General features: G+C 69.2%; 17 protein-coding genes. 9 read left to right on the top strand and 8 right to left on the bottom strand.

Features of this window, described 5'->3' with window-relative positions; genetic code table 11:
- Positions 1–130 precede the first annotated feature (130 nt).
- Positions 131–1,498: a sigma-70 family RNA polymerase sigma factor gene (locus ACQ86G_RS20020; protein WP_431256961.1), complete on the top strand. Its 1,368-nt coding sequence runs from the start codon at positions 131–133 to the stop codon at positions 1,496–1,498.
- A gap of 176 nt (positions 1,499–1,674) precedes the next feature.
- Complete coding sequence (locus ACQ86G_RS20025; protein WP_431256962.1) at positions 1,675–2,154, top strand: VOC family protein; 480 nt, start codon at positions 1,675–1,677, stop codon at positions 2,152–2,154.
- Positions 2,155–2,184: 30 nt separating this feature from the next.
- On the opposite strand, the gene ACQ86G_RS20030 is transcribed toward ACQ86G_RS20025, so the two are convergent.
- Together ACQ86G_RS20030 and ACQ86G_RS20035 are read right to left on the bottom strand one after the other, a co-directional pair.
- Complete coding sequence (locus ACQ86G_RS20030; RefSeq protein WP_431256963.1) at positions 2,185–2,574, bottom strand: hypothetical protein; 390 nt, start codon at positions 2,572–2,574, stop codon at positions 2,185–2,187.
- Positions 2,575–2,605: 31 nt separating this feature from the next.
- Complete coding sequence (locus ACQ86G_RS20035; protein WP_431256964.1) at positions 2,606–3,091, bottom strand: Panacea domain-containing protein; 486 nt, start codon at positions 3,089–3,091, stop codon at positions 2,606–2,608.
- A 145-nt stretch (positions 3,092–3,236) separates the two neighbouring features.
- On the opposite strand from ACQ86G_RS20035, the gene ACQ86G_RS20040 reads away from it, so the two are divergent.
- Complete coding sequence (locus tag ACQ86G_RS20040; RefSeq protein ID WP_431256965.1) at positions 3,237–4,016, top strand: SIR2 family NAD-dependent protein deacylase; 780 nt, start codon at positions 3,237–3,239, stop codon at positions 4,014–4,016.
- Here the strand turns inward: ACQ86G_RS20040 and ACQ86G_RS20045 are convergent.
- From ACQ86G_RS20045 to ACQ86G_RS20055, 3 genes are all read right to left on the bottom strand, one after another.
- Positions 3,994–4,506 (bottom strand): CC0125/CC1285 family lipoprotein, encoded by a 513-nt coding sequence (locus ACQ86G_RS20045; RefSeq protein ID WP_431256966.1) that lies wholly within the window; start codon positions 4,504–4,506, stop codon positions 3,994–3,996. The two genes, ACQ86G_RS20040 and ACQ86G_RS20045, sit on opposite strands and share 23 nt — an antisense overlap.
- A gap of 198 nt (positions 4,507–4,704) precedes the next feature.
- Entirely contained in the window at positions 4,705–5,463 is a 759-nt protein-coding gene (locus tag ACQ86G_RS20050) for a response regulator (RefSeq protein ID WP_431256967.1), read from the bottom strand.
- A complete protein-coding gene (locus ACQ86G_RS20055; protein ID WP_431256968.1) occupies positions 5,456–6,847 on the bottom strand; it encodes an ATP-binding protein in 1,392 nt (463 codons plus the stop codon). Before ACQ86G_RS20055 ends, ACQ86G_RS20050 begins: the two co-directional genes overlap by 8 nt.
- Before the next feature lie 225 nt (positions 6,848–7,072).
- Here ACQ86G_RS20055 and ACQ86G_RS20060 point away from each other — a divergent pair, with 225 nt between their 5' ends.
- The 3 genes from ACQ86G_RS20060 to ACQ86G_RS20070 all read left to right on the top strand — a co-directional run bounded on the left by ACQ86G_RS20060 (position 7,073) and on the right by ACQ86G_RS20070 (position 13,228).
- A complete protein-coding gene (locus ACQ86G_RS20060; RefSeq protein WP_431256969.1) occupies positions 7,073–8,428 on the top strand; it encodes an efflux RND transporter periplasmic adaptor subunit in 1,356 nt (451 codons plus the stop codon).
- Between the two features lie 4 nt (positions 8,429–8,432).
- Complete coding sequence (locus tag ACQ86G_RS20065; RefSeq protein ID WP_431256970.1) at positions 8,433–11,597, top strand: efflux RND transporter permease subunit; 3,165 nt, start codon at positions 8,433–8,435, stop codon at positions 11,595–11,597.
- 125 nt (positions 11,598–11,722) lie between these two features.
- Positions 11,723–13,228 carry a TolC family protein gene (locus ACQ86G_RS20070; protein ID WP_431256971.1) on the top strand — a complete coding sequence of 502 codons (1,506 nt, stop codon included), beginning with the start codon at positions 11,723–11,725 and terminating at the stop codon, positions 13,226–13,228.
- A 25-nt stretch (positions 13,229–13,253) separates the two neighbouring features.
- On the opposite strand, the gene ACQ86G_RS20075 is transcribed toward ACQ86G_RS20070, so the two are convergent.
- Complete coding sequence (locus tag ACQ86G_RS20075) at positions 13,254–13,544, bottom strand: hypothetical protein (RefSeq protein ID WP_431256972.1); 291 nt, start codon at positions 13,542–13,544, stop codon at positions 13,254–13,256.
- A 273-nt stretch (positions 13,545–13,817) separates the two neighbouring features.
- On the opposite strand from ACQ86G_RS20075, the gene ACQ86G_RS20080 reads away from it, so the two are divergent.
- The 3 genes from ACQ86G_RS20080 (at position 13,818) to ACQ86G_RS20090 (ending at position 17,583) form a co-directional block, all read left to right on the top strand.
- Positions 13,818–14,729 carry a spherulation-specific family 4 protein gene (locus ACQ86G_RS20080; protein WP_431256973.1) on the top strand — a complete coding sequence of 304 codons (912 nt, stop codon included), beginning with the start codon at positions 13,818–13,820 and terminating at the stop codon, positions 14,727–14,729.
- A 119-nt stretch (positions 14,730–14,848) separates the two neighbouring features.
- Complete coding sequence (locus ACQ86G_RS20085) at positions 14,849–16,978, top strand: alpha/beta fold hydrolase (RefSeq protein WP_431256974.1); 2,130 nt, start codon at positions 14,849–14,851, stop codon at positions 16,976–16,978.
- Positions 16,979–17,103: 125 nt separating this feature from the next.
- Positions 17,104–17,583 carry a hypothetical protein gene (locus tag ACQ86G_RS20090; protein ID WP_431256975.1) on the top strand — a complete coding sequence of 160 codons (480 nt, stop codon included), beginning with the start codon at positions 17,104–17,106 and terminating at the stop codon, positions 17,581–17,583.
- Between the two features lie 92 nt (positions 17,584–17,675).
- Here the strand turns inward: ACQ86G_RS20090 and ACQ86G_RS20095 are convergent, their stop codons facing one another.
- A complete protein-coding gene (locus ACQ86G_RS20095; RefSeq protein ID WP_431256976.1) occupies positions 17,676–19,457 on the bottom strand; it encodes a glycoside hydrolase family 16 protein in 1,782 nt (593 codons plus the stop codon).
- Between the two features lie 133 nt (positions 19,458–19,590).
- Positions 19,591–21,228, bottom strand: coding sequence for a glycoside hydrolase family 64 protein (locus tag ACQ86G_RS20100; protein WP_431256977.1), 1,638 nt, complete (start codon positions 21,226–21,228; stop codon positions 19,591–19,593).
- Between the last annotated feature and the right edge of the window lie 314 nt (positions 21,229–21,542).

Raw genomic sequence — 21,542 nt, forward strand, 5'->3', positions numbered from 1 at the left:
CGCGTGTCCGCTGCGTACAAGGCCCCATGACGACCCCTTCCGACGACTCCGGCCCCGACGTCCCCCCGGCCGGCACGCCGATGCGCCGCTGTCCGGCGCTCCCGAGCGCGACGCCCGCCTGGCGGCGTTGATGCAGCGCGTCGCGTCGGCCGATCGCGGCGCGTTCGACGAGCTCTACCGGGCCACCAGCGCAGCGCTGTTCGGCATGGTGCTGCGCATCAACCGCGACCGCGGCCATGCGGAAGAGGTGCTGCAGGAGATCTACATCACCGTTTGGCGGCAGGCACCGAGCTTCGATGCCGCGCACGGCAAGGTGCTGACCTGGCTCACGACGATCGCGCGACATCGGGCGATCGACAGCCTGCGGCGTCGTGCCGCGCAGCCGGCGACGATCAGCCGCTTCGGCGGGATCGACGGTGGGTCGGACGGCGGCGAGGGCGAGCGCGACCTGCTGGACCATCTGCCTAGCGAGCAGCCCAGCCCGCTGGATCTGCTGGATGACGCGAACCGCGCGCATGCGCTGGAGCGCTGCATGTCACAACTGAGTGGCGAGCAGCGCAGCGAGCCTGGCCCTGGCGTACTACCAGGGCCTGTCGCATACCGAGGTCGCGGAGCACATGAGCCAGCCGCTGGGCACGGTGAAGAGCTGGGTGCGGCGCGGGCTGCAGAGCCTGCGCGGCTGCCTGGACCGGGCGACCGAACGGCTCGCGACCATGGGCAGGGCGGTCTGATGGACTACGGACATCCGGAACGTGCGGAGCGGCTCGCCGCGGACTACGCCGTCGGCACGCTGAGAGGCGGCGCGCGCCGCCGTTTCGAGCGGCTGCTGCCGGCACACCCTGCGCTGGCCGCAGCCACGGCGACCTGGGCTGCGCGTCTGCAACTGCTGGCGGAGCAGGTGGGAGCGGTCGATCCACCTCCGAGCGTGTGGGCAACGATCCAGATGCGCCTGTTCGGCGCATCCGAGGGCGAGTCGGTGTCGACTCAGCCTTCGACATCGGCATCGGCGGTGCCAACGGCAACGGCAACACCAACGGATGCACGCTCGGCGGCGGCCAATGATCGCCGGGGCGCGCTCCGATTCTGGCGCGGGCTGAGTGCCGTGGCCCTTGCGGCTTCCGTGGTGCTGGCGGTGATCGTCGCCCGGCCTGTCCCCGAGGCGGCGCCCATCGTGGTCGTGCTGCGCAGCACGCCGGAGGGCGTCGAACTCGTCAAGACCGGCTTCGTCGCCAGCGTGTCCGCGGACGGACGGGCGCTGGTGCTGAAGCCGTTGGCGCCGGTGGTCATCGACGCTGCCCACGCGCTGGAGCTCTGGGCCGTGCCGAAGGCGGGCGCACCACGCTCGCTCGGCTTGATCGCAGCGGGCGACGTCCCCACCACGGTGACCCGCGCCAACCTCCTCGCCGATACCCAGGCCTTCGCCGTCAGCCTGGAGCCCAGCGGCGGCTCGCGCAGCGGCAAGCCGACGGGGCCGATCGTGTCGGCGGGCGGGATCTGAGGGGCATGGTCTGAGGGGGCGGCTCGCGGGGGCGGTTTCTGAGAGGGAAGGCCCAACCGGCGCGGGCTGTTCTGGTGCCGCACCGCGTGCGTGTCCCTCATGTTGAGGACCGTGTCGAAAACCCGGCCTGCCACTCGTCGTGCATACGATGACCCCCTCAACCCCAAGGAGACCCCATGCAAGCGAAGAACACGATCTGCGTCTGGTACGACCGTGACGCTGAAGAGGCCGCGCGCTTCTACGAGAAGACCTTCCCGGACAGCAAGGTCGGCCGCATCGCGCGCGCGCCGGGTGACTATCCCTCGGGCGTGGAGGGCGACGTGCTGGTCGTCGAGTTCACGGTGATGGGCATTCCCTGCATCGGCCTGAACGGCGGCCCGGGCATGAAGCACAGCGAGGCCTTCTCGTTCCAGGTCGCGACCGACGACCAGGCCGAGACGGATCGGCTCTGGAACGCGATCGTCGGCAACGGCGGCCAGGAAAGCGCGTGCGGCTGGTGCAAGGACAAGTGGGGCATCTCGTGGCAGATCACGCCGCGCGTGCTGTCGGAGGCGCTGAACCACCCCGACCGCGCGGCGGCCAAGCGCGCCTTCAGCGCGATGATGGAGATGCACAAGATCGACGTCGCGAAGATCGAGGCGGCGTTGAAGGGCTGAGCCGTTCAAGGGGCCGAGGAGACTCCGGCCTCAGTTCTTGGCGATCACCTTGTCGGCGAGCTTCTCGAGCAGATTGAGGAGCTTCTCGCCGATCAAGGTATGAAGATTCTTGGTGATGGGATCCGGCTCGGTCTTCATCGACGACGAGCTGCGGACGATCGTCAGCAGGATCATCGTGGGCACCGAGAAGAGCGCGACGACCGTGGTCACGACGATGTGCCACTTGTCGGCGGAGACGGCGGGCCAGTGGTCGAAGACGCCGACAAACACGCCGAGTGAAAACAGCCCTGCGGCGTAAAGCACGGCCGCGGCAGCCATCCCGCCGCGAGCAGCCCAGGCACGCAGGCTCAAGTCCAGCGCTTCAGGCCGGGTCAGGAACCCTTCCTCGGGCACTTCGCGGAGCTCGGCCGGCTCGAGCATCGACAGGTCGGGTAACTCGTGAGGTACAGGATCAGACGGTGGAGGCATGGGGGATCTTCTTCAAGAAATGCCTGCGGATGACCTCATCCGCCATCACAGTGACTTTGGCATCCCTCGTCTCTTCCCAGGCCCCGCCGGGCTCATGGGAGAGTGCGCACAGTTGTGACGATGTGAACCTGCCGTATCGATCCATGACCTGATCGACAAAGAACCATAGTCGCCGGTCCTCGCGCGAGGGGATGAGCGGGCGAAGCTGTCCGGTCTCGGGATGAAACTCGGGCAGCAGGTCGATCGTCTTGGGTCCATACGTTTTGAGCCGGTGATAGAGCGAAGAGAACAAGGGGCCGTATTGCCAGGCCTCCGGCCTTTCTGAAACGAGCGATCGTCCGTCCAGCGTCAGGCTCCAGGCATGAAGGAAGAAAACCAGTTTCTGCACATGCGCATGGTTGAGCTTTCGTCCCGTTTGCTTCGTGCGGTACAGGAAGGCATTGGCGACGAGAGCAGGTGCGTAACTCATGGCATGCGATTATCCGAGCGCATCCCCGCGTTGACAGTGAGTCGACGGGGGAGACGGACTCCCTCTCGCGGGGGAATCGCGCACTGCAATTCGACGGACATCTGAAGATGAATGACAACAACGAGGGGGTGACCTACCCACAGCATTGAGTCAACTGCTGAATCGCCGTTTCTCGCACATCGTCGTGTTCAGCGGCGCCGGCATGTCGGCCGACAGCGGCATCCCGACCTTCCGCTCCGGCAGCAACGGACTGTGGGGCGAGTTCGATCCCCGGCAGCTGGCAACACCTGGCGCCTGGGCGCGCGACAAGGAGACCGTCTGGGGCTGGTACGAATGGCGCCGGGGTCATGTGATGGCCGCGCAGCCGAATCCCGGCCACGTCGCGGTAGCGCGGCTGCAGCGCGAATTCGGCGCGCAGGTGGTGACGCAGAACGTCGACGACCTGCATGAGCGGGCCGGCGTCGAAGGCGCCTTGCACCTGCACGGCAGTCTCTTCGCCGCGCGATGCGACCGGTGCGGTGCGCGCGCCGATCTGGACGACCCGCCGCTTGAAGCGCAGCGCCGGCTGACGCCGCCGACCTGCGCGGCATGCGGCAAGGGGTCGATCCGCCCCGGCGTCGTGTGGTTCGGCGAGCAGCTCGACGACGAGGTCGTGAACGCCGCGACGCGGCGCATCGCCCGGTGCGACCTGCTGCTGATCGTCGGTACTTCCGGCGTCGTCTATCCGGCGGCAGGCCTGGTGGGGCTGTCCCCGAAGGACGCGGTGATCGTCGAGATCAATCCGCAGTCCGGGGAGGTGGCCGCCCAGGTGAACCACCGATGGCAGACGACCGCCGCGCTCGGCCTGCCGATCCTCGCGGACCGGCTCGCCGAAGCGGCCTCAGGCGACCGTCAGGCCGGACTCAGGCCTTCGGCGGACGCTTGACGCCGTAACGCGGGCCGAGCTCGGCCCACAGGAACTCCGCGTCGTAGACCTTGCCGTCGGCGCTTCCGGCCGGCTTGTCGTGGAAGCACTGGATCGTCAGCGTCGTCGCGGGCTGCTTGCGCGTGACCGTCTTCGCCTCGCTGTAGGTCGTCGTCGAGACCGACTTCGTCTCGTTGCCTTCGGTCTTGGTCGAGGTCTCGGTCGTCTGCGTCGCCGGCACGTCGTAGCTGCTGGTCAGCACGTCGTTGCGCTCCTCGACGACGGCGAAGTAGCGGTAGCCCTTCGTCAACGTCACCTCGGCGCTGCGCAGCAGGGCCTGGTCCGCCGCCTTGGACGGCACGTCGTCCTGGTAGCCGGCGAAGGTCACGCGGTACCGGTCCTGCGCAAGTGGCGCGTCGCTGTAGCCGTAGCCGCCGAACATGCGGGTGTAGGACGTGAAAGCGCAGGCGTTCAGCAGCGCCAGCGCACCGATGGCGATCCATTTCTTCATTCAGGGTTCCTCCTCGGGGACGACTGTCCGGAAGCGCCGTGACCGTCTCATTGCGGTCATGTGGCGGAATGTTTGGCAGTCGTCAGCAATGGCTGGTTCGAATAACGCGGCGGATTGTCGCCGGTTGACTGCCGAGCCCGCTGCCCCTCACCCCGTCCTCTCCCGCCAGCGGGAGAGGGCGTCATACGGCATGACCTGTCACCGCTCGAAGCGGTAGCCCACGCCGTAGATCGACCGGATCCGGTCCGTGCCGGCGCCCGCGCGTTCCAGCTTGCGCCGCAGGTTCTTGATGTGGCTGTCGACCGCGCGCTCGGTGACCTCGCGGCCGTCGACGTGCAGCAGGTCCAGCAGCTGCGTGCGCGCATACACGCGCCCCGGCTGCGCGGCCAGGATGTGGAGCAGCCGGAACTCGATCGGCGTGAGGTCCAGCGGCTCGCCGCGCCAGCTCGCGGTCCAGCCGGCTTCGTCGACGGACAGCGCCTCGCTGCCGGCTGCGAAGGCGGCCACCGCGGCGGCCGTCGCCATCTCGTGCGCGCGGCCCCGGCGCAGGGCCGCCTTGACCCGCGCCATCACCTCGCGCGGACTGAACGGGTTCTTCGCGATGTAGTCGTCCGCGCCGGTCTCCAGGCCGGCCAGGCGGTCCGACTCGTCCGCCCGCGCCGTCAGCATCAGGATGGGCACGCTGCTCATCGCGCGCAGCGTGCGGCACAGCGTCAGCCCGTCGATGCCCGGCAGCATCAGGTCCAGCAGGATCAGGTCGTGCCGCCGCGCCGTCCACGCCGGGATCACCTCGCGGCCGTCGGCCACGCATTCGGGCTCGTGCCCGGCCGCGCGCAGGTAGTCCGCCAGCAGCGCCGCGAGCTTGGGTTCGTCCTCGACCACCAGCACCCGCGACGGGCCCGGTTCCATCGGCATCGGGGCCAGACCCGATCCCGTTCCCGCGCCGTTCTCAGCCATGGACCGGCAGCTCCACGCGCATCCACAGGCCGCCCAGCGGCGAGGGGCGGGCCTCGATGCGGCCCTCGTGCGCCTCCGCGATGCGCTGGCAGATCGACAGTCCCAGCCCCGATCCGCCGCCGCGCCGGCTGCGCGACGCGTCGACGCGGAAGAAGCGCTCGAACAGGCGCGGCAGGTGCTCCGGCCCGACGCCGGGCGAGGTGTCCTGCACGTCGATCACGGCGTGCGTGCCGCTGCGCCGCGCGCTGATGCTCAGCGCGCCGCCGGCATCGGTGTAGCGGCAGCTGTTCTCGACCAGGTTGCCCAGCAGCTGCCGCAGCCGGCGCTCGTCGCCGAAGACGCGCAGCGGCTGCTCGGGCAGGTCCAGCTGCAGCTTCAGGCCGCTGCCGTGCAGACGCTCGCCGAAGGCGCCGGCCGTCACGTCGATCAGCTCGCGCAGGTCGACCTCCGACTTGCGGTAGGCGAGGGCGCCCACGTCCGCCATCGAGAGTTCATGCAGGTCGTCGACCAGCTTGTGCAGGATGCCGACCTCGCCCTGCAGCGAGCGCAGCGCCTGCGCGTCGAGCTTGCGCACGCCGTCCTCCAGCGCTTCCAGCTCGCCGTGCAGCACGCCCAGCGGCGTGCGCAGCTCGTGCGAGACGTCGGCCAGGAACTCGCGCCGCATCGCCTCGTTGCGCTGCAGGGTCAGCGCGAGCTGGTTGAAGTCGCGGCCCAGGCCGGCGATGTCGTCGTTGTTGCGGGTCTCGGGCACGCGGACCTCGAAGTCGCCCGCCGCGAGGCGATGCGTGGCATCGGCGACGCGCCGCACCGGCCTCAGCAGACGGTGCGAGATCCAGAACGCGACCGCGCCTGCGAGCAGCACCGCCGCCCCGCCCACGACCCAGGCCGAGCGCAGCTGCGCGTCATAGAAATGCTTCTCCGCCCCTGGGCTCACCGATTCGATCGGTGTCAGCGTCAGCCAGCCCACGGTCAGGCCGTCGACGATGATCGGCCGCTCCACGGTCGGCTCCACCGGCCCGGCGTAGCCGGCCACGCGCTCGCGGTTCTCGTCGAACAGCGTGAAGCGCCGCGTCGCACCCGTCAGTTCGGCCGGGCCGTGCTTGACCGCCGGCATGTCGGCCTCCGGCACCAGCGGCCGCAGCAGCCGGCCCCAGAGCTCCGGTTTCTCGCGCAGGAAATCCCAGCTCTTGCCGTTCTCGCGGTAGCCGGCGGTGACGCTGGTGCGGGCCAGTTCCAGCCGGTTCACGCCCTGCTCGTTGAGGTAGCCGATGAAGTCCCGGTTCAGGTTGATGTGCGAGAACACGCCCATCGCCAGCGCCACCGCCATGGCGGTGCTGAAGACGGCGGCGAAGAGCCGGGCGGTGAGGGTGAGCGAGAGCTTCATCCGGAAGAGGGCAGGAGCGCGGTGCGGACCGGGGAACGAGCGGCGGCTGTCGGGTGGGCGCGGAGGGTGGGAACGAGTGGCAGTGTGCCGAAAGTGATGGGGGAACCGTCGACGGACCGGATGATGCGGGCGCAGGCGTGCGACCGGCAAGCCATCCGGGCGGAGGCCGCGCGCCTGACGCGATCTTCAAGGTCTCTCCACATTCGTGGCCGAGCATCCGCCGCCATGCCGAAGAAGATTCTGACATCCACGTCGTTGAAGTCCCTGATCCCGCCGCGCACCCCGCGCGCCCCGACCCTGGGGCCGATCGCCGCGGCGCTGGCCGCCCTGGCCGTGCTGGTGCTCGCCGGCTGCGGCGAGAAGAAGGACGAGACCGTCAAGCGCGCCCCGCCCGAGGTCGGCGTGGTCGTGGTGACGACGCAGGACGCGCCGCTGGCGCTGGAGCTGCCGGGCCGGCTGTCCGCCAGCCAGGTCGCCGAGATCCGCCCGCAGGTCACCGGCATCGTGCAGAAACGGCTCTTCGAGGAAGGCAAGCTGGTCCGTGCCGGCCAGCCGCTGTACCAGCTCGACGCCGCGACCTATGAAGCCGAGCGCGCCCGCACCGCCGCCGCGCTGCAGAAGGCCGAGGCGCAGGTCGCCGTCGCCCGCAGCCGCGCCGAACGCGATGCGGAGCTGCTCAAGGCCGACGCGCTCAGCCGCCAGAGCGCCGACGACAGCGCCAGCACGCTGCGTCAGGCCCAGGCCGACGTGGCCGTGGCCCGCGCCGCGCTGGATGCCGCGCGCGTGCAGCTGGACCGGACCCGCATCACCGCGCCGATCTCCGGCCGCATCGAGGTGTCGACGGTGACCGCCGGCGCGCTGGTCACCGCCGCCCAGACGCAGGCGCTGACGACGGTGCAGCAGCTCGATCCGATGCACGTGGACATCGTCCAGAGCAGCGCCGAGATCCTGCAGCTGCGCCGCCAGCTCGACGCCCGCAGCGGCAGCAGCAGGATCAAGCTGGTGCTCGAGGACGGCACCGAATACGCCCGTCCCGGCACGCTGCAGTTCAGCGGCGTGACCGTGGACCGCGGCACCGGCGCGGTGACGCTGCGCGCGATCGTGCCCAATCCCGAGGGTGCGCTGCTGCCCGGCATGGTGGTCCGTGCCAAGCTGCTGGCCGGCGTCGACAGCGGCGTGATCCTGGTGCCGCAGCAGGGCGTCACGCGCTCGCCCACCGGCGAGGCGACGGCGCTGGTGGTCGGACCGGAGAACAAGCTGCAGTTGCGCCAGCTGGTGCTGACCCGCGCGGTCGGCAACCAGTGGCTGGTCGCCAGCGGCCTGAAGGCAGGCGACAAGCTCGCCATCGAAGGCCTGCAGCGTGTGCGCGCCGGTCAGCCGGTGACACCCGTTCCCGCGGGCATGAAGAAGGGCGGCGGCGGCTCTCCGGGCGCCGGCGGCAAGCCGGCCGCAGCCTCCGCGGCGGCTGCCGTCGCGGCGGAGACCGGCGGTCCGGCCGCGTCGGCGGCGACGCAGCCCGGCGCGCCTGGGGACTCGACCTCCGGACCGGCGACCGGCTCGGCCTCCGGCGCGGGGCGCTGACACCATGGCGTCGTTCTTCATCGACCGGCCCATCTTCGCGTGGGTCATCGCGATCGTGATCATGCTGGCGGGCGCCGCCGCGGTGCGCATTCTGCCGCTGGAGCGCTACCCGGACATCGCGCCCACCCGCATCTCCATCAACACCAGCTACCCGGGTGCGGCCGCCAAGGCGATCGAGGACTCGGTGACCCAGGTCATCGAGCAGAACCTCAAGGGCATCGACGGGCTGTTCTCGATCGAGTCCAACAGCAACGCTTCCGGCGGTGCCAGCACGGTGCTGAGCTTCGTCGCGGGCACGGACCCGGACCTGGCGCAGATGCAGGTCCAGAACAAGGTCTCGCAGTCGCTGTCGCGGCTGCCGCAGGCGGTGCAGGCGCAGGGCGTGCGCGTGACCAAGGCCGGCACCGAGAACCTGATGGTCATCATGCTGACCAGCGACAACCCGGCCGTGACCTCGGCCGACCTGGGTGACTACCTGTCCAGCACGCTGGTCGACATCGTCAGCCGCATCGAGGGCGTGGGCGACATCAACGTCTTCGGCTCCGGCTATGCGATGCGCATCTGGCTGGACCCGGCACAGCTGCAGCGTTACGCGCTGGTCCCGGGCGACATCCGCAACGCGCTGCTGGCGCAGAACACCGAGGTCTCGGCCGGCCAGCTCGGCGCCCAGCCGGCGCCCGAGGGCCAGCGCCTGACGGCCATCATCACCGCGCGCGCCAAGCTCACGACGGCCGAGCAGTTCCGCAACATCGTGCTGCGCGTGCAGCCGGACGGGTCCGCGCTGAAGCTGGGCGACGTCGCCCGCGTCGAGCTGGGCCGCGACAGCTACACCACCAACGTCAAGAGCACCGGCCAGACGGCCGCCGGCATGGCCATCCTGCCGGCCAGCGGCGCCAACGCGCTCAAGACCGCGGAGCTGGTCAAGGCCAAGCTCGCGGAGCTGGAGCCCTTCTTCCCGCACGGGATGAAGTCGACCATCACCTACGACACGACGCCCTTCATCAGCGTGTCCATCGAGGGCGTGGTGCACACGCTGATCGAGGCGATGGTGCTGGTCGTGGCGATCATGTACCTGTTCATGCAGAACCTGCGCGCGACGCTGGTGCCGGCGATCGCCGTGCCGGTCGTGCTGCTGGGCACCTTCGGCGTGCTGGCGGTGGCGGGCTACTCGATCAACTCGCTGACGATGTTCGGGCTCGTGCTGGCCATCGGGCTGCTGGTGGACGACGCGATCGTCGTGGTCGAGAACGTCGAGCGCCTGATGCGCGAGGAGGGCCTGAGCCCGCGCGACGCGACCCGCGAGAGCATGAAGGAGATCAGCGGCGCGCTGGTCGGCATCGCGGTCGTGCTGTCGGCGGTGTTCATCCCGATGGCCTTCTTCGGCGGCTCGACCGGCATCATCTACCGCCAGTTCTCGATCACGGTGGTGAGCGCGATGATCCTGTCGGTGCTGGTGGCGATGAGCCTGTCGCCGGCGTTGTGCGCGACGCTGCTCAAGCCGGTGCACAAGGGCGAGCACGCGGCCCACGGCGGCCCGTTCGGCAAGCAGCTGGACTGGTTCTTCGGGGGCTTCAACCGCCAGTTCGACAGGTTCAGCGAGCGCTACACGGCACGCGTGCGCTGGCTGACGGCGCGCGGGGTGCGCAGCTTCGCCGTCTACCTGCTGCTGATCGTCGGCATGGCGTTCCTGTACAAGTCGCTGCCGACCTCCTTCCTGCCGGACGAGGACCAGGGCAGCCTGCAGATGCAGGTCCGCATGGCGCCGGGGGCCACGGCCGAGCGCATGGAAGCCGTCGCGCAGGCGATGGAGGCCTACCTGGCCGACCAGAAGGAAGTGCAGTTCTACAACCTCGTGCGCGGCGCCAACGGCGACCAGGGCTCGGGGCAGGGCTTCATCCGGCTGACCGACTGGAAGGAGCGTCCCGAGAAGCAGCAGGGCGCCGCGGCGCTGGCCGAGCGCTTCAGCCGCGAGCTCGGCAAGAAGATCCGGGACGCCAACATCTTCATCGTGCAGCCGCCGACGGTGCGCGGCCTGGGCGGCAGCTCCGGCATCCAGCTGTTCCTGCAGGACCTGGGCGGGGTCGGCAACGAGGCGCTGGCCGAGGCGCGCGAGCGCCTGATCGACGAGGCCAACAAGCATCCCGAGCTGGCGCGCGCGCGCATCAACAGCCTGACCGAGACGCCGCAGCTGCAGATCAACATCGACGACCACAAGGCAGGCACGCTGGGCGTGGCGACGACGACGATCAACGACACGCTGTCGATCGCACTGGGCAGCAGCTACGTCAACGACTTCATCGACCGCGGCCGCGTCAAGCGCGTGCTGGTGCAGGGCGAGGGCGCCTACCGCGCCGACCCGGACGCGCTGCGTCACTGGTACGTGCGCAACGCCAGCGGCGCGATGGTGTCCTTCAACGCCTTCGCCACGGCGACCTGGCAGAACGGGCCGCGCCAGCTGGTCCGCTACAACGGCAGCGCCGCGTACGAGATCCAGGCCGACGTGCCGCCGGGCGTGAGCTCCGGTGCGGCGATGAAGGCGATGGAATCCATCCTGCGCGAGATGCCGCCCGGCATCGGCTTCGAGTGGTCCGGCCGCAGCTACCAGGAGCGGCTCTCGGGCGACCAGGCGCCGATGCTGTATGCGGTGTCGGTGCTGTTCATCTTCCTGTGCCTGGCGGCGCTGTACGAGAGCTGGTCCGTGCCGTTCAGCGTGATGCTGGTCGTGCCGCTGGGCATCATCGGCGCGCTCGCGGCCAGCCACCTCGGCGGGCAGCAGAACGACGTGTTCTTCCAGGTCGGGTTGCTGACCACGGTGGGCTTGTCGGCGAAGAACGCGATCCTGATCGTGGAGTTCGCCGAGACCCTGCGCGGGCAGGGGATGAGCGTGCTGGAGGCGACCTTGAAGGCGTGCCGGCAGCGATTGCGGCCGATCCTGATGACCTCGCTGGCCTTCATGATGGGCGTGCTGCCGCTGGCCTTCGCGAGCGGCGCGGGCTCGGGCTCGCAGCGCGCCATCGGCGTCGGCGTGCTCGGCGGCATGGGCAGCGCGACGCTGCTGGGGATCTTCTTCGTGCCGCTGTTCTATCTGTGGGTGAAGCAGCGCTTCAGCCGCGCGAAACACCCGGTCACGCCGTCCGAGGGACACAAGGATCCGGAGGTGCGGGCATGAGCCGCGTCCTGGCACTTCGCCCGTCGGCGCAAGCCGGCCCGGGGGCTCCTCATACGCTGTCGCAAATCGTCTCCCCCGGGCCGGCTTGCGCCGACTCGACATCGAGCGTGTTCACGAGGTGCGTCTTGCTGTTGCCGGTGGCGCTTGCGCTGAGCGCTTGCGGCAGCCTCGTTCCGAGCACCGACACGCCGCATCCCCCGCTTCGGGAGGACTTCCGTCCGAAGGCCGCATCGGCCGCCGAGCCGGCGGCTTCTGCGGCAGCGGCCTCGCATGAGTGGCGCGGTTTCTTCGCCGATGCGCGGCTGGACGAGGTCGTCGCGACGGCGCTCGACCAGAACCGCAGCCTGCGCGCGAGCGCGGCCGCCGTCGAGCGCGTGCGGGCGCAGTACCGCGTCACCGCCGCGGACCGTCTGCCGGAGATCGGTGTCGGCGCGTCGGCGACCCGCCAGCGCACCATCAACGGCGAAGGCGCGACGACGACCTACGGCGTCAACCTCGGCCTGGCCAGCTACGAGATCGATCTGTTCAACCGCCTGGGCAGCCTGGAAGGCGCGGCGCTGTCGCGTTTCCTTGCGGAACAGGAGACGCAGCGCAGCGCGCGGCTGAGCCTGGCCGCGGAGGTCGCGACCGCGTGGCTGTCGCTGGCGGCGGCGCAGCAACGACTGGCCCTCAACCAGGAACTGCGCGACAGCCAGCAGCGCTCGCTGGATCTCGCGGAGCGGCAGTACGCGTTGGGTGCGGCTTCCGGACTCGATCGTGCGCGAGCGCGCACGGCCTTCGAATCGGCACGCGGCGACGCGGCGGAGAGCGTGGGCGCGGTGACGCAGGCGCGACTGCAGCTGGAGCTGCTGGTCGGCCAGCCGCTGCCGGATCGGCTGCTGCCGACCGCGCAGGAGGCGCAAGGCGCAGCTACTGCATCGAACGCATCGAACGCATCGAGCGCATCGAGCGCATCGAGCGCATCGAGCGCATCGAGCGCATCGAGCGCATCGAGCGCATCGAGTATGGCGGGTGCGTCGACGGCATCGGCCGTGACGGCGCTGCCTGCGATCCCCGGCGGCCTGCCCGCCGAGGTGCTGCTGCAACGGCCCGATCTGCGCGCGGCCGAACAACGCCTGCGCGCGGCGGCCTTCGACGTCGGCGCGGCGCGCGCGGCGCGGTTCCCACGCCTGACGCTGACGGCCAGTGTCGGCACGCGCAGTCCCGATCTGGACGGCCTCTTCAAGAGCGGCAGCGGCGTGTGGAGCATCGTGCCGCAGATCGATCTGCCGATCTTCGACGGCGGCCAACGCCGTGCGCAGGTCGAGGTCAGCGAGGCCAGCCGGCAGGAAGCGCTGGCGGGCTACGAGTCGGCGCTGCAGTCGGCCTTCCGCGAAGTCGCGGATGCGCTGGCGGTGCGCGATCAACTCGCGGAACGCCTCGATGCGCAGCAGGCGCAGGTCGATGCGGCCGAGCAGTCGCAACGCCTGGCCGAGCGCAGCTATCGCCTCGGCGGCAGCAGCCAGCTGGAGCTGCTCGACGCGCAGCGTCAGTTGACGACGGCCAGGCGCGCGCTGGTGACGCTGCGCCAGACGGAGCAGGCCAATCGCGTGGCGCTGCTGAGGGCGCTCGGCGGACGCTGGACGCCGTGACGGGGTGTTGCGTCGGCGGAGGCGCTCAGCGCCCCGACTTCGGCGACACCTCGCCCTGGAGCAGTCCGGTGATCAGGCAGTCGAGCAGGCCGTCGCAACTGCCGCTCGAACGGGCCCGGTCGCTGCGGTCCTGCGCGGCGCCGCTCGCCTGACGCGCGCCGGCGCGTTGCAGGTCGATCGACGCCTGTTGTTCGCGAGTGGCGGTCTCGCGCGAATGGGTCGCGCAGCCGACGTTCAGCGCGGCGGCGACGACCAGCAGGAACGGAAGGCCGATCCACCGGTTCATGCGGTGGACATTCGGACGGTGGGTGGTCATCTGGAACTCCCTGGCATCGTGTGATTGCGCGCCCGTTGTTGTGGGTGTGGAGACGGTCGGGAGACCGTGTTCGGGCGCGACAGCGGCGAAGTATTCCTCAAGCGCAGACGGTCTGCAGGAGCGCTTGGTGATCGTTTTCGCTTTCACATAAATCGAAAATAAAGCTTTCGATTTATGTTGTAAGGAAAGAAAAAAACGTCGCGTAAACCATATTCGAAAGAATTCGATGACTTCCTAGACTCCGCTGATCATTCACCACGACCAGGGGATCTCATGAAGCAAGCCACGCGTCCGAACACCACGTTCAGCACGTTCTCCCGTCTCTCCGCTGTCGTCGCGCTCGCCGGCGCGGCGGCCGGTTTCGCGACCACGGCCACGGCGGCGCCGACCGGTTTCGGCCTGATCGCCTACTGGGGCGAGACCGCCAGCACCTACGGCGGCCAGGTGCCGTCCGGCAGCTATGTCGTCATCAATCCCAACAGCGGCGCGCAGGGCCTGAGCGCGAGCCAGGTCACCAACTGGAAGGCGGTCATCGCCAACATCCGCGCGCAGGGCGGCAAGGTGCTGGGCTACGTGCCGACCGGCTACGACCGCAACACCGCCGACGAGCTGAGCCGCTACAACGCGATCCCTGCCGAACTCTCCGCCTACAAGAACACGCTGGGCGGCGTGGACGGCTTCTTCTTCGACGAGGCCGCGCACGACGACGCCTCGCTGACCGACGCGCAGAAGTGCAGCGGCACGCCGTCCAAGTGGGCCAACGTGCGCTCGATGGTGTCGGGCTCCGGCGCGGGCGGCATCAAGGTCTGGAACGCGGGCTGGCCGGGCGCGAGCGGCTGCTTCGTCAGCGCGGCGCAGTCCGGCGAGCACATCGTGATGTACGAGGCCGCGTATGCCGACTACCTCAACGGCGCGAGCTGGCTCAACGGCGACGTGCAGAACCTGGCGACCTCGCTCAACGTCAAGACCTGGCTCCTGATCCACTCCGCGACGCAGGCGCAGATGCAGGCCACGCTCAAGGGCACGACGGCCAACTACGTCTACGTGACCAGCATGACCTACAACCCCAGCCTGCCGTGGGGCGGTCCGATCTGGAACTACACGCCGACGTATTGGGGCAATGAGACCACCAGCGGCACCGAGCGCTGGTGCCTGAAGAGCCTGAAGTCGGGCGGCAGCTGCTGAGGTCGCGCTAGCACGTCCGCAACGCCCTCTCTCTCATGGATCGACCCGGTGCCATCGGCGGTCGGTCTCGCGAAGAATGCGCCCATTCAAAAAGCATGGCTGTGTTCAGGGAGAGAGGGATGAATCGATCTCGTGGGCGGCGTCTGGCCGCTTGGGCGGGTGCGTCCGCGTGCGTCGCAGTCGGTACGTTGGGACTGATGGGCGGGGCCGCGAAGGCGCAGACCACGCAGACGGCGCAGCCTGCCGCGGCCACCGCCGCTACCGCAGTCGCAGCGGCTGCCGCGGCGACGAAGGGCGTGCCGCCCCCGATCGCCGACTTCTTCCGCGATCCGCAGATGCGGCGCCCCAAGATCTCGCCCGACGGGCGTGCGATCGCGCTGGTCGTGAGCAGCGCGCAGCAGGAGCGCAGCGCGCTCGCGGTGATCGAGCTGGACGAGGGCAACCGCATCACCCAGGTCGCCAGCTTCGTCGACTCCGACATCGCCTTCTTCGACTGGGTCGGCAACGGCCGCCTGGTCTACACCTCCGGCAAGGACGAGGCCGGCAAGCGCCGCGACTACCTCACCGCCGGCCTGTGGAGCGTCAAGCGCGACGGCACCGAGCGCAAGCAGCTCATCATGGCGCGCTACGGACAGGGACAGACCGAATCGCGCGTCATCTCGCGCGTCCTGCCGTTCGAATGGTTCCTCTACGAGGTGCCGGACGACGACAGCGGCGAGGTCGTCGTCGGCTATGGCCGCTATGACGCGCAGTGGGACCTGAAGTCGATCCAGCTGGCCCGGCTCAACGTCGAGACCCAGCAGCGTCGCATGCTGGAGACGAAGTCGCCGGACAAGGCCGTCGACTGGGCGCTGGACGCCTCGGGCGAGCCCTGGGCGCTGAAGACGCTCGACGAGCGCAAGGAAGCCCTCTACTTCAAGACCGCCGACGGCGCCTGGACCCTGGCGCAGGACGGCGACTGGGTCACGTCGCCGACCGTCACGCCGCTGGCGTCCGACGGCCGCGACCTGCGGCTGGTCGTCAGCGCGACGCCGGCGGGCACCGATGCGCTGTATCGCATCGATCCGAAGACGCTGAAGAAGGAAGCCGAGCCGCTGGTGTCGCTGGCGGGCTTCGACTTCGACGGCGACGCCGTGTTCGATGCGCAGAGCCGGCGCTTGCTGGGACTGCATTTCATCAGCGACGCGCCCAACACGCACTGGTTCGACGCGACGCTCAAGCAGATGCAGGCGAACGTCGACGGCGCGCTGCCCGGCCGCGTCAACACGCTGGCCTGCCGACGCTGCCTCAAGACCGGCCGCGTGGTGGTGACGTCGATGTCGGACACGCAGCCCGAGGAGTACTTCGTCTATGACCACGCGGCGAAGAAGCTGCAGTCCTTCGGCTCGTCGCGGCCGTGGATCCGCGAGGCCGAGATGGCGCTGGTCGAGCAGACCCGCATCCGGGCACGCGACGGGCTGGAGTTCCCCGTGACGGTCACGACGCCCCGCGGCAAGGCCCCGGGCCCGCGTCCCGCGGTGGTGCTGGTGCACGGCGGTCCCTTCGTGCGCGGCACGACCTGGGGATGGGAGGCGCTGCCGCAGTTCCTCGCGTCGCGCGGCTACGTGGTCATCGAGCCGGAGTTCCGCGGCAGCAACGGCTACGGTCAGGCCCTGTACCGCGCCGGCCTCAAGCAATGGGGCGAAGGGATGATCGACGACCTGAGCGATTCGCTGGCCTGGGCGGTGAAGCAGGGCGGGGTCGATCCGAAGCGCGTCTGCATCGCCGGCGCCAGCTACGGCGGCTACGCCTCGATGATGGGCCTCATCAAGGACCCGGGACAGTACCGCTGCGGCGTGAGCTGGGCCGGCGTGTCCGACCTCGACTACCTCTTCAAGCTGGACTGGAGCGACCAGAGCGAGCGCGGCCGCCGGTACGGCCTGCCCGCCATGGTCGGCGATCGCGTGCAGGATGCGGAGCGGCTGCGCCGCACCTCGCCGCTGCGCCGCGTCGTCGACCTGAAGGCGCCGGTGCTGATCGCCCACGGCGAGGACGACCGTCGCGTGCCCATCGACCATGCGTCGGACTTCCGCCGTGCGCTCGAGAAGGCCGGCCACAAGGACGTCGAGTACGTCACCTACGAGGGCGAAGGCCACGGCTGGCGCAAGCTGTCGACCAACGTCGACTTCTACGGGCGGATGGAGCGTTTCCTCGCGAAGCACCTCGCGGCCGGGGCGGCCGGAGCAACCGGGGCTGCCGGGGCACAGTGAGTTATTCGTCCACGCCCTTCGGCCTGGCGGCCTACGAACGTCTTTGCCGCGACGTCGATTTCGCACCCGAGTTCATGCGGGCGCTTCGGCGCGGATGGATACGCGGCGTCTTCTGGAAAAGGTACGTGACCGACGACCAGTCGTACCTGATCCGCGTGCCGCAATACGTCCCTTTCGATCCATACTCGCATCACATCTTCCGCTTCGGTGGACTTTGCTGCGAGGTGACTTTTCGTCATCCGACGGACGAGGTGCTCTGGGTCACGCCGGTCGGTGATGCGGACGCGCCGCGGCCGGACGGCTTCGAGGCTGCGCTGCTCCAGGCGCTGGAGGTCTTCTACGCGGGGTTCTACAAGACGACCGTCGACGTCGTCCGGCCCCGCCTCGAATGGAATCGGTATGGCACGCTCAACCGGTGGCGGCGCGCCCCGCCCGGACAGCCGCAGACCGCACCAGTCCCGCCCGCCGAGGCGACCCCGGCCCCGCGCGTGAAGCGACGCATGCCGCAAGACTCGTGGCTGAGCCTGAGCACCTTCCTGCAGCTCTACCTGCCGGTGGCCTTCGTGTGCCTCATGATGCTGCTGACCTGGATCAGGTCGCCTTGACGTTCCGGCGTCCGGCCTGATCGCGAGGGAAAAGGGAGCGGCACCTCCCGGCGCCGCTCCCTTCCTGGTCATCGCGGGGTTGCCCCCGCGGCTCACTTCAGCGTGTAGCTCTGCTGCGCGGTGTCATAGGCGCCGTTGCGCGCCGGATCCCAGTAGGTGAAGTTGTAGCGCACGACGTCGCCCTTCTTCAGGCCGCTCACCGTGAACGCGTTGCCGCTGCCTTCCTTGAGCATGCGCACGTTCAGCTGGCCACCGCCGTTGACCGTGTAATGCACGTCGGCCCAGGTGCCCGTCGCCTGCGAGAACTTCACCGAGGTCGCCGTCGGCTGGCTGATGCCATCCGGCGTGGTCGGCGTGGTGGGCGGGTTCGGATCCGTCGGCGTCGTCGTGCCCGTATCCCAGTACACGTCGTCGATCGCGAACTGGAAGGCCTGCGTCGGCAGCTTGGTGTTGTCGCCCGAGAACATGAAGATGTCCGCGATCGACTGCAGCGCGACCTTCGGTCCGATCAGCGTCGAGATCGGCACCGTCGCCGTCGCCCACTCGCCGTTGCGCACCAGGCCGAAGGCCGTCGTGTTCGCCGGGAAGTTCACCCAGTTCTGGTTGGTGAAGGTATCGCCGATGCCGATGTTGAACGACACGTTCGCCGGGATCTTGATGCGGAACTTCAGGTTGCCGTTGCGGTAGTTCGTCAGGTCACGCAGCTGGCGCGCCTGGATGCCGCCGCCGTACCACTGGCCCGGCGTGTTGTAGCTCCACGCGATGACGTTGGTGCCCTCGGCCGGCTGGATGTTGCCCGCGCCGGTCGACGCGCCGTTCCACAGGAAGATGTCGGACGTGCTGCCGGCTTGCAGCTTGTTGGTGATCGCGGTGTTGTCCGTGAACACGCCGAACTTGCCCGCCGCTTCCGGCACGGTCTGGTTGCCCAGCTTGACCTCGCCCTTGCCGTCGAGCTCGTACACGCGGACATAGTCCACGTACATCGTGCCCGGCAGCGGCGCCGTCACCTGCGAGGGATTGGCCGCGTCGGTGAAGTTGCCGCCGACCGCCAGGTTCAGCAGGAAGTAGTAGGGCGCGCGCAGGGCGTCGGTGTTCACCGGCAGCGGCTGGTCGTACATGTCGTGCTCGCCGTCGTCGTCGACGACGGTGAACCGCATCTGGCTGTCGGTCCAGTAGAAGCGGTACTTGACGAAGCGGTTGGCGAACGATTTCGTCGGCTTGTACCAGTTCTTGGTCTGCCACGCGGTCGAGGCCGCGCACGATTCGTTGCCCGGCACGCAGGCGGCCTGCGCCCAGGTGATCACGTTGGCGCCGACGAAGTAGTCGGGTCCCGGCGCGCCCGCGGCGGCCCAGGCGGACGACTTGTGGCCCAGCTCGGCGATGTCGATCTCGCCCTTGCGCGGCCAGACCTGCGGGCTGGTGCCCAGCAGCCACGCGGCCGGCCACAGGCCGGTCTGGAGCTGCGGCGTCGCCATGCGGATCTCGATCATCCCGTACTTGACCTGCACCTTGTTGAAGGTGTCGAGCTTGCCGGAGGTGAACTCGTTGCTGCCGATGGTCTGCCGGCGCGCCTGGATGGCCAGCGCGCGCGTGCCGGCCTCGAAAGGCACGTTGGCGATCGAGAGGTTGTTGGGGCTGTAGTACTCGAGCTCGGCATTGCCGTAGCCGCAGAGGTTGATCTGGCAGCCGTTGCCGTCATAGGGCGTCCAGAGCGAGGTGTTCAGCGAGCTGCCGTTGAACTCCTCGGACCACAGCAGGCGGCCGATGGTGGGGTTGGTCACGCTGGCGTGGGCCTGGGCGGCGCCCAGGAGCAGCAGGCCCAGGGCCGCGGCCTTCAGGGTGCCGGGAGCCTCGAAACGATTCCGAAAACGCATGTCAGTCCTTCATCGCAAGGGTGCGAATCGATGGTGGAAGTCCTGCCGCCGGACACAGCGCGGCAGTGGCGGGAAGGGCGCCGCCGGGTGGTGCACCCGGCGGCCCCTTCGATGCGGGGAGATCCGATCCGGCTTACCAGCCGATCGTGTACGTCACCGTGGTCGGCGCGTTCGTGTGCAGCGACGGGCTGAAGCCGCCGACGTCGTCGTAGGCGAAGCCGTACGCCAGGCCGTAGCCGTTGCCGGCGCCTTCGGTGCCCTTGATCGAGTGGTCATGCCAGAACTTGGCGAACCAGTTGCCGCGCGTGCCGGCCGGGTAGAAGGCCGACGGGCGGTACCAGTCGGCCGGGGTGGCCAGCACGTGGCGGTTCAGCGCCGCGCACACCTGCGCCTGGATCTGCAGCTGGATCGACTTGGCCGCGTCGGCCGGCGTGTCGACCTGGAAGCTGCCGTCGGGCTTGCGCGGATCGTCCAGCTTGCCCGCGCCGAGGAACACCTCGGCCGTGTTGGGCTTGCCGTTGATGTAGTACGTGCCGTTGGACCGGCCGCCGGTGAAGACGAAGCGGTTGGTGCTGCCGTCCACGCGACCGCGGAAGGTGCCGAGGTTGTCCAGCGTGAAGACCAGGTCCTGCGTCTTGAAGCGGTTCCACATGTCGCCGATGTAGCCGTCCAGGTAGGCGCCGTTCACGTCGCCCGGGCGGAAGGTGAAGTGCGCCGGCGCCAGGATGCGGGTGCGGTAGGGGACGTTGGCGAAGTTGGGATCCGCCAGGCTGCGGAACTCGGCCGGCACTTCCTGCTGGAACTTGGTGAACAGCGTGTCGCGCGACTCGGTCAGCGGTTCGCCGACGGTCTTGTCGTAGCCGCCCAGGCCCTGCACGCGCAGCTTCAGCGGGAAGCCGAAGTGGTCCACGCGGGTCGTGTTGATGAAGATGCCCTGGTCCGGCTGGCCCTTGGGGATCAGCGCGAATTCGCCGAAGTCGAAGATCACGTCCAGGTTGGGATCGCTCGAGTTCTCGATGTTGGCGCCGGCGTAGGCGATGTTGCCCGCGCCGTCGGTGTTGACCTCGATGAACATCGGGCTGCCGACCGACATCAGCACGCGCGCCGAGTTGACCGGCGGGATCGTGATCTGCCGGGTCTGCGACAGCGGGAAGAAGTAGTTGGCGTACTTGCGGCCGTTCTTCGTCACCGTGTTGTCGGACAGGCGCATCGGCACGACGTTGCCGCCGGCGTCGACGTGCACGAACTCGCCGGTCTGCCAGCTCTTGCCGATGATGGCCCAGTAGACCTGCGAGTCGGGCCAGCGGCCGTTGGTCGCGTTCTCGATCTTGAAGGTGGTCCTGGCGTTCCAGTCGGCCGGGTTGCCGGGGTTGCCCGGGGTGGTCGGCGGCGTGCCCGGATCGGTCGTGCCGCCGCCGGTCGTGACGGTCGCCGTGAAGCGGGCGCTGTCATAGGCCGGGTTGCCGTTGTTGTACGTGAACCAGTAGTCCACGCGGGTGCCGGCCGACGCGCCGGGCAGGGCCAGCTCGTAGCGGGCCGCGCCGCCGTTGAAGGGCATGCGCAGGTTCTGCTGCGCGCCGCCGTTCAACTGGTAATGCGCGTCGACCCAGGTCGTCGCGACGTTGGACTTGAACCAGAGCGTGGCCTGGCTGCCGTTGAACGCGACGCCGTGCGAGAAGCTCGCACTGGACTGCGCCTGCGTGGTGGGCGCGCTGAAGCTCAGCGCGAGGAAGGCCAGGCAGGCGCCCAGCCAGGAGAGGAGGCGATTCATGAAGTCTCCAAGAGTGTTCGATGGTGTGCTGGAGGGCACCGATCGGCGCGGCCGGCCAGCGTTCTGCGACGCTCGTCCGGGTCCGCGACTTTTCTCCTGCGCAACCATCGTAGGCAAAAGCCGCGGATTCTGAAAGCGCTTTCACAAATTGGAGGTATGCGATTGAAACCGCTTGAAAGCGGCGGTCGCCGGCTGCGCCTGCAGCGACGGCGTGAGCGCCGGGGCGATGTCCGGGTTTCAGGCGACGCGGGCGGGCGCGGTCCGCATGACGCAAACGCCGGCGGGCGAGGAGCGGCACGGGTTGGCACGGCGCT

The organism is Roseateles chitinivorans (assembly GCF_050632145.1).
Taxonomy (GTDB): domain Bacteria; phylum Pseudomonadota; class Gammaproteobacteria; order Burkholderiales; family Burkholderiaceae_C; genus Roseateles; species Roseateles chitinivorans_B.